Source organism: Cellulophaga baltica, assembly GCF_018861125.1.
Lineage (GTDB): Bacteria > Bacteroidota > Bacteroidia > Flavobacteriales > Flavobacteriaceae > Cellulophaga > Cellulophaga baltica_A.
The window spans coordinates 1-1,460 of the sequence record NZ_JAHKQN010000017.1 but is presented as its reverse complement, the minus strand read 5'-3'; the positions used below and the strand labels follow the sequence as shown (position 1 = coordinate 1,460).

Below are 1,460 nucleotides of genomic sequence, written 5' to 3'. Positions count from 1 at the left end.
AGTACCGTCTAATTACTTTATCATTTTTATACATAATGTTTAAAATTATGTAGCCTTTATTCAGGACGGGTCATAATTGCTGGTAAAGTGTTTGTGTATGGTTAGTTGCGTGGTTTAGCAACTAAATTAGTAAACTTTTACGAACCTGTGAATATTCCGAAGGAATATTCACAAGTAGGCTCAATAAAGCAATTAAATATACACGTTGTTGTGCCCAGTTATTTTAAACGATAGATTGTCTTATTTTTTTCTCCTATTTTTTCAAATAAATTTAATTCAGCTCCTTTTTTTAAATCTCTACTCGCAGTTGCTGAAGAAATATCTTTAAAAATATCCATATAATCTTTTCTTGTGAAATCAGTTTTATTTAATGAAACATAATATTCTAATCTATCTTTTTCATTTAACGTTCGATTATTGAAATCTAATAGTTCACTTATTGAAATATCAATAACGTTTAGCATATATTCAATAAACTTTGTTGACTTTCCAGATTTATCACTTTCTGCTAAAGACTTGTAATATTTTTCCTGGTCTTTACTAATTAGAGTTTCAAAAGGCAAAAACTCAAAAATTGGATATTTTTCCATTAAAATTAAAGTTTGCCATAATCTTCCCATTCTACCATTTCCATCCAAAAATGGATGTATAAATTCCATTTCGTAATGGAAAACACAACTTTTAATTAATTCAATTTCATCAGACTTTTTCAAATATTCAAAAAGGTCTTTCATTAAGTATGGCACATTTCCAAAAGGTGGTGCTAAATGCTCAACTTTTGAGCCTTTTACAATTCCGACACTTTGATTTCTATATTTTCCAGAATTTTCAATTAAACCTTCCATTAAGTTTTGATGGGCTTTTAAAAAGGATTTTTCATTTGAAGGATTATAATCTTCTAAGTTTTCATAGATTTTAATTGCATTTAAAACTTCAAGAACATCTTTTTTAGGACCAATAACTCTTTTGTTTTCAAGAAGTGCTGTTATTTGTTCTTCTGTAAGTGTGTTTCCTTCTATTTTTAGAGACGAATGAATAGTTTTTATTCTATTCTGTTTTCTCAATTTCGGTGAAGGTTTGTTTAATAAATTAGCATTTACTTCTCCTATTTTCTCTGAAATGGAAGTTATTAATTTTAAAATAGAAGATGTTATTTCGTAAGGTGGTTTCATTTGTGATACTATCATTTGATACTATCAAAGATACAATCATTTAATCTGAATTATCTTATGAAACGTGATTTTTTAATTGGGCACAACGTTTAGGCTATGGTTAGTGCGGGAATTAAAATTACTAAATTTCCGATTAAGCACTTAGCCAAAACTTTTTATTTTGTTTTATCTTTTTTGTTTTAAAGCCAAATCAAAAGATTTGGCGGACTTGGTTGAAAGCTCTAAACTTTGGATTAAGCACCAAAACCCGTATTAACTATAGCCATTGTTGTACAGCGTTTTATTTCG

At 28.2% G+C, this 1,460-nt stretch carries 1 protein-coding gene; it reads right to left on the bottom strand.

Annotated features, from left to right (window positions below):
- Positions 1-218: 218 nt before the first annotated feature.
- Positions 219-1,172, bottom strand: coding sequence for a Fic family protein (locus KO500_RS08250; RefSeq protein ID WP_215956062.1), 954 nt, complete (start codon positions 1,170-1,172; stop codon positions 219-221).
- Positions 1,173-1,460 lie beyond the last annotated feature (288 nt).

Bases quoted from the DNA above. Each gene is read 5' to 3' on its own strand.
- KO500_RS08250 (WP_215956062.1), bottom strand. From the start codon at position 1,172: ATGAAACCACCTTACGAAATAACATCTTCTATTTTAAAATTAATAACT.